Source organism: Myxococcus sp. AS-1-15, from assembly GCF_020037055.1.
GTDB lineage: Bacteria > Myxococcota > Myxococcia > Myxococcales > Myxococcaceae > Myxococcus > Myxococcus fulvus.
In genome coordinates, this window is the sequence record NZ_JAIQDF010000027.1 from 76,673 (window position 1) to 83,127 (window position 6,455).

At 65.3% G+C, this 6,455-nt stretch carries 5 protein-coding genes and 1 pseudogene; all 6 read right to left on the minus strand.

Annotation, left to right across the window (positions count from 1 at the left end):
* Positions 1-2: 2 nt before the first annotated feature.
* The gene (locus K8625_RS41905) at positions 3-1,676 is read right to left on the minus strand and encodes a DUF262 domain-containing protein (protein ID WP_223785863.1); all 1,674 of its coding nucleotides are present in this window, start codon (positions 1,674-1,676) and stop codon (positions 3-5) included.
* Between the two features lie 56 nt (positions 1,677-1,732).
* Positions 1,733-3,580 (minus strand): AIPR family protein, encoded by a 1,848-nt coding sequence (locus tag K8625_RS41910; protein ID WP_223785864.1) that lies wholly within the window; start codon positions 3,578-3,580, stop codon positions 1,733-1,735.
* 384 nt (positions 3,581-3,964) lie between these two features.
* Positions 3,965-4,408, minus strand: a complete 444-nt coding sequence (locus K8625_RS41915; protein ID WP_305070943.1) for an ATP-binding protein — start codon at positions 4,406-4,408, stop codon at positions 3,965-3,967.
* 279 nt (positions 4,409-4,687) lie between these two features.
* A complete protein-coding gene (locus K8625_RS41920) occupies positions 4,688-5,071 on the minus strand; it encodes an ATP-binding protein (RefSeq protein WP_223785866.1) in 384 nt (127 codons plus the stop codon).
* An 88-nt stretch (positions 5,072-5,159) separates the two neighbouring features.
* Positions 5,160-5,777 (minus strand): annotated as a pseudogene (locus tag K8625_RS44730) (IS21 family transposase); the annotation flags it as partial.
* A 65-nt stretch (positions 5,778-5,842) separates the two neighbouring features.
* Positions 5,843-6,455: transposase (locus K8625_RS41930; RefSeq protein WP_223785868.1), on the minus strand; the 613-nt coding region annotated here is incomplete at its 5' end.

The following is a 6,455-nucleotide window of genomic DNA, read 5'->3' on the forward strand; positions in this document are numbered from 1 at the left end:
CCTCAGGAGGGGCGCCAGACGGTATCCGCCAGGAGCGCAAGCCTCTGCTGACGGCTTTCGATGGCTTCGAGATTCCAACCGTCGAGCGTGGCGAGTTCCTGTGTCAGGCGGATCTGCGAATCCTTGTAGATGGTGCGCTTCTTCTCAAACAGCCCATCCGAGGCCACTACGTTTTTCTTGCCTCCCAGCAGGGTGAGGTTGCCCCAGCGATTGACGTAGTCGCCGTGCTCTGCCTGGTGGCTTCCCAGGGCACCTCGCCACTCGGTCGAGAGATGCTGGGGCATGATGTGCTCGATGTGAATCGACCCCGGCTCGCGTGTCTTCTTTTCGTCGTCGAGGTGGCTCTCTATCCGGCGCAGGAGGTAGTCGACGACATACTTCTGTCCCATCGATTGCTGCAGGAACGCTGTCGTGAACTCCTCGGACGACGGCATGGCATCAAGCAGGACTTTCCGGGCGGCCTTGAGGTCCTTCCCCTGGGACTCGGCCAACAGCTTCGCGCTCCGGTGATAGAACACCTCGAGTTCCTTCGAGTCCTTGCTGCAGATGGTGCTGTACCGGAACGTCAGCACCTCGGCGAGCCGGGCGAAGGAGATGAAGTCCTCGTCGCTGAGATGGCGGCGGGCCGAGAGGAGAGAGGAGTAGCACAGAGTGGCTTTCAGCGTGTGCAGGTCCTCCAGGACAGCACGCACGCCCGCGTGGCTCACGTTCCGAGGCTCGACGAACTGCCCATAAAGCTGTCCCATCTCCAGCAGGTCCGCCATGAGCGTGCTGACGCCCTGGCTGGACACCTCCTTCTTGAAGAGCACGAAGATCCCCTCCTTGGTCACCCGCTGGTGCCGGATGAGGAGGTAGTGGCGGAGGAACCGGGTGATGTCCGCGCCCTCAAGCGATGCCAGCAGGCGGTCCCAGCACTCGGCCAGTTCCTCGACAGAGAGCCCCGCCTTGTCCGCGTGCATGAGCAGGTGGTTCTTGAGGAGGTCGCCCGCAGAGAGCGCCAGCCCCCGATCGTTGAGCGTTTCGAAGATGGCGAAGGCGTCCGAGACCTGCTGGACCCGGATGACTACGAACTCGAGCTTCTTGACGATGGCCTCCTCCAGCTTGCGAAGCTCCGCGAGCCGCTCAGTGGGACCAGCGCGGCCCGCCAGGCGCTGGTGCAGGTGCCCCTGCAGGCGCTCCGCATTCCGAAGAAGCGCGGCGTTGCGGTGGCGCTCCGCACTGCTGAGCTTCTCGCCCTCTGCCCAGCCCTTGCGCCCGGGACTCGCGGGTGCCCTCAGAACGAAGTCCTTGAAGACCTGCCAATTCGCTTCGCCCACCCGGAACTTGAAGCGCCGCTCCTCGTCGTCCGGGTGGAGCGTCTCCAGGAACTGCTGAACGTAGCCCACCCGCTGTGCATCGAGGTGCACGTATTCGTCACGGATGAGGGCGAGCAACAGAAGCAGGGTCGTGAGGCGCTGCTGCCCGTCGATGACTTCGGGAGACTCCGGCACCTCGCAGTTGAGGACGATGGAGCCCATGAAGTGCCCCGAGCCCAGCGTCTGGGTGAGGTCGCTCCAGAGCTCATCCACCTGTTCCGCCTGCCATGCGTAGGGACGCTGATAGGGTGGGATGCGAAGTTGTTGATCGGGAACCCCGAGCAGGGTCTGCAGGTGCGTGCGGTCGGCGGAAATCTTCAAGGTGTCTTCCTCGTGGGCGCCAGGGCCCGTCGGAACATGGGAACCAGGGAGGCGAATCAGCTGGCCGCGACTTCCTCGTCCTCGGCCTCCTCATCCAGGTCATCGAGGTTGCGGAACAGCTCGAATGGGTCCACCGCCTCCAGGTGGAGCTTGCTGAGCGCTGCCTGGAAGCGGTCCTTGTCGAACGGGTCCTGCCACTCGCCGTTCTCGAACCAGAACTCTGGCAGGAGCTGCTGAAGCCCCGTTTTCTGGTGGCGCATCAGCAGGCGGAATGTGGACCGGATGGGGCTGGACGGCTTCGGTTGAAGCTGCAGGCGGGAGAACTCCTCGGCCACCTCCTGCTCCCGGCGTGCAACCCAGAGGACGAGGAGACGGAAGGTCGGGATGACGAACCGGGACGGCTGGAGATCCTCGTACTTGTCGATTTCTTTCGTGAGGTCCTGCAGGACGAGCTTCGTCGTGCGGTAGGCGTTGTCGAGGAAGAGCAAGAAGCGAACGGAGCGCAGATGCTTCTCGTGGAAGACGCGCTTGTACTGCTCCTGCGAATCGAAGATGCGCTGCGGGCTCTTGGCGAGATCGAAGCCGAGGGTCCGGCTGGCGGCAGCCACGCAGCGCGCAGTGCTTTCGATTTCGAGCCTGCCATTGATGAATGTGCTGGCGTGGTTGGGGTCCGCGTTGTTCAGGTGGTCCCACGCCCCCTGCTGGCGCTCGTAGAAGATGTTCAAGCGGGCGAATCGGTCCTCCAGTGAGAGCTGGACCGGATCATGGGCGTAGAAGGCCGAGGAGTTGATGCTCGTCTGGCGGTTCGCTCCAATTGTGACTTGACGGATGCGCTCATCGTCCCGAGTCAGCACCAGGCGGATGGGGACCCGGATGCGCTCCCATCGGGACTTCCAGGCTCCGTCTGGCCGGCGCTTGGACCATTCCTTGAAAAACTTCCAAGAGGTGTAGACGGTCTGGCAACCATTGAGCACGTGGATGCCTTCTGTCCCGGGCTCGAGCAGGACCCCTGTCTCCTCGCGCTTGCCTCGAGCCGCCGTCAGGGTGATGCCGTTGTGGAGAAGCGCGAACTGCTCGACGGGCAGCTTTTCATTGCAGATGCCCTCGAGCGTCTGGCGAATTTGGTTGGCGGCGCTCTGGTCCTTGCTGGCCTCTCGCCGCAGGAACATCCGCACGTTCTTCGCGAAGAGGTGGTGTTGGTACCGCTCGTGGAGTTCCACGAAGTCCGCGATCCGCCCCAGGCCCAGCATGACCCGGTCGCCCCCCGGAATGTCGAACTCGGTCCCTTCGAACTGCATGCGGCTGGTCGGCGCAGGAGCCGGAATCACGTCAGCCACGTCCAGTTCCGGCGGGCCGAGGAATTCGAGGCTCGCTCGTCCAGCCAGGGCACCATCGCCCAGCTCGTTCAGCAGATCCCTTCGGAGCTTCTGCACGTTGGGGGATGACAGCCACAGCTCCTGCTCCTTGAGGAGGTGTACGAGGACGAGCCGCACCTGCAGCCCCTGCTGCCATCCGGCATCCAGTCCATACAGGGCCGCTCGCATCCTCTGGATGACGCGATTCTCACTTGGGAGTTCTGAGTCTCCTTGGACCATCAGCCGTTCGACGAGTCCCGCGGCACGCCGGAGGTCCTCCAATCCCTTGCGGACCAGGGTGGGGTTCTCCGACAGCTTTGCCTGCATCACATAGAGGAGCGGGCGATCGTCGCGGTCGCGCTGAAGGGCGAAGCCATCAACGCCTCCGTCATGGTTGCCGTCTGATGACTGTACGAAAGCTTCCTGGGGCGTCAGCCGGTACCGTTTATGGAGAACCCAAGGTGCGAAGGCGTCCTCGACACGGATGGTTGCACCATGCTCGCGGTGGAACTGCTCGACCCCGGCTCGGATTGTTGCAGCGGTTGCCATCATTCCCCCCTTGGGTGATGAGATTCTGGCCGGAGGTGCTCCACTTTAGGCAAGCCCTTTCCGCAGACCCTGGGATGGCGCCCCTGGGGCGGAATCGACACTCCCGCGGGGATTACAGCCCCTAACAAATGTCAGAGCAGAGGCGGCGCAGCAGCATGATGCAGCAGCCGAGGACGAGGAATATGAAGTGGACGTCGTCCCTGCGTTCGTCGCGGACTCGAAGTCGGCGGGGCTGGTTCTTCCAGGCCAGGGTGCGCTCCACCACCCTGGTGTAGCCCCCTGAAGAGTCGGACAGGCTCGTTCTGTTGGCGTTCACGAGGAAGCGCGGGAATCTGGACCGGGATGGCGGACGGGTGCGCGAGCCCACCGTCCCGGCGCGCAGGTTCAGCGCTTCGCCTTCGTCTTGCGAGCGGCCGCGCTTTCTTCGGCGGCCCTGCGTCGGTAGCTCTGCCCCTCGATGCTGAGGATGTCGGCGTGATGGATGACGCGGTCGATGAGCGCGGTGGCACAGGCGCCGTTGGGGAAGATGCCGGGCCAGTCGGAGAAGGCCAGGTTGGACGTCAGGACGAGACTGCGCTGCTCATACCTCCTGGAGACGACCTGGAAGAGCAGGTCCGCGTTCCTGGAGTCGTAGGAGAGGTAGCCCACCTCGTCGATGACGAGCAGGCCGGTGCGACTGGTGTAGTGACGCAGACACCTGTCGAGCGCGCGTGAGGAGTCCTGGCTGGCCAGGTCCATCAGCATCTGAGAGGCGGAGGTGAAGAGGACGGAGGAGCCCTTGAGCACGGCCTGGTGGGCGATGTTCTGGGCAATCATGGTCTTCCCCAGCCCCTAGGGCGCGACGATGACGACGTTGCGAGCGCCCTGCATGAAGTCCAGACGCAGGGCGGACTCGACGGCCTCGCGGTCAATCTTCTTGGGCCAGGCCCAGTCGAAGCACCGTCCAGCAGGCGCACGCGCTGCTCCGAGGCGATGAGTGTCAAGGCTCGGCCAACCAGGTCGCTGTTCGGTTCGGCCAATCAGGTCCGGATGTGAAGTGCCCAGGAATCGCGGCGGAGTGGTCCGAGCGGGTTCGGCCAAACCGGTCCGGTAGGAGCTCCGCTGGGGTCAGCGTGCGATGGTCTCGACCTGGGCCGCGCGCGGTGCGCGGGTGCGCTTGGCGGGCGGTGGGTTGCGGTAGCTGTCGCCCTCGATGGTGAGGACATGGGCGTGGTGCAGCAGCCGGTCCATGGCGGCGCTGGCCAGCAGTGCGTCACCAAATAGCGGCGGCCACTCCTCCAGGGCGCGATTGGAGGTGATGCAGGTGGCCGCACGCTCGTAGCGACGGCGGACAATCTCGTACAGGTCGATGCCCTCCTCGCCCGTGAGGGGCCGCAGCCCCAAGTCATCGACGATGAGCAGGGTTGGAGTAGTGAAGCGCAGGAGGCGTCGCTCGTAGCTGTTGTCGGCGCGTGAGGCTCGCAGCTGTGTGCGCATGTCGTGGGCGCTCACGTAGAGGACGGTGTGGCCGGCACGACAGGCTCGCTGGCCCAGCGCCTGAGCTGTCTCCTGGGTGAGGGGTGGGCTGGGTGAGGCGGGCGATGACGTCGCGGTAGTGGGTGAGCTCGCGGATGAGCGGGTCCACCTGGCGAAGGGTGACGGGAGTGGGCGTGCGCCTTTCGAGGTAGCGGCGCACGAAGCGGTAGGTGGGGACGCCCACCTCGAGTGCCACCTCGCAGGCGTCGTCCAGGGCCGCGGTGCCGTACTTCCTGGCCAGGGACAGCACGCCGAGGATTCGCCGGGTGCCCGTCTCGCCCTCTCGGTGGTGCACCTCGGTGCAGAGGGCGGCGACGCTGCGTCCAGCCCGTGCGGCGCGCTCGAGCAGTTGCAACGTGGTGCGCGGCGCGCGCGAGGGCCTGTCCTCCTCGCGCGTGCGGTGGTGGCCGCGAGGCGTCCGGGTGTGCTCGCGCAGCAGCAGCCCCGAGGAGGGCAGCAGCAGGCGCACGTGGAGACTGTCCCACTGCACGTGCAGCTTGCGGCCGATGTGGCCCGGGGGCACCGAGTAGTACGCGCCCTCCACCTCGACGTGCCCGTCCAGGTGCACCACGCGCTCGCCGAAGGCGTAGTACCGGAAGGGCTCCACCGGCAGGGGCAGCAGCTTCGGGCACTCCTCGCTGAACATGGCCGCCACCTGGCGCTTGGTGGTGCCGTGGATGCGTAACTGTTCGCCGTGCCCCGTCCCGGCGCCGTGCTGACCGGCTCGGGACGGCGGGGGAGCGGGTGTCAGTCCTGACTCTTCGGAAGTGTGACTGTGCCTGGGTTCTCGATGGAGGCGAGAGCAGCGCGCCGCAGATAGTGCCCGGGGTCCTCACCCCGCAGGCGTGCCGTCTCGATGAGGGAGTAGAAGAGCGCTGCGACCTCGGTGCCTCGCTGGGACTTGCTGCCGTAGTGATTCTTCCTGCCCATCACCATGTCGCGCATCTGTCGCTCCACGTGGTTGTTGTCGATGGGCACCACGGGGTTGCGCAAGAAGACGGTCAACCCGTCCCACAGCTTCAGCATGTACTCCAGGGCCTTGCGGAACGCGCTGCCCGGGGCGGCTCGCTGCCCCAGGGCCCACTGCCGGATGCGCTCGACGACTGGCGCGGAGTGCTGCTGGCGCACGGCGAGCCTCTGCGCGAGCGCGACCGAGCGCATCTCTTCCGAGATGGCGTACCAGCCGGGCAGATCCGCCTCAATGGCATACACCTCGCCGATGAGTTTCAGCACCTCTTCGCAAGCGGGCGCGAATTGCTTCGCCTCGAAGAATTTGCGGCGCACTGTTGCGAGGCGAGCTGGTTGATGGACGAGCGAGCCGCCTGGTTGATGGGCATCACCGAGCGCGAGCGTCAGCGCG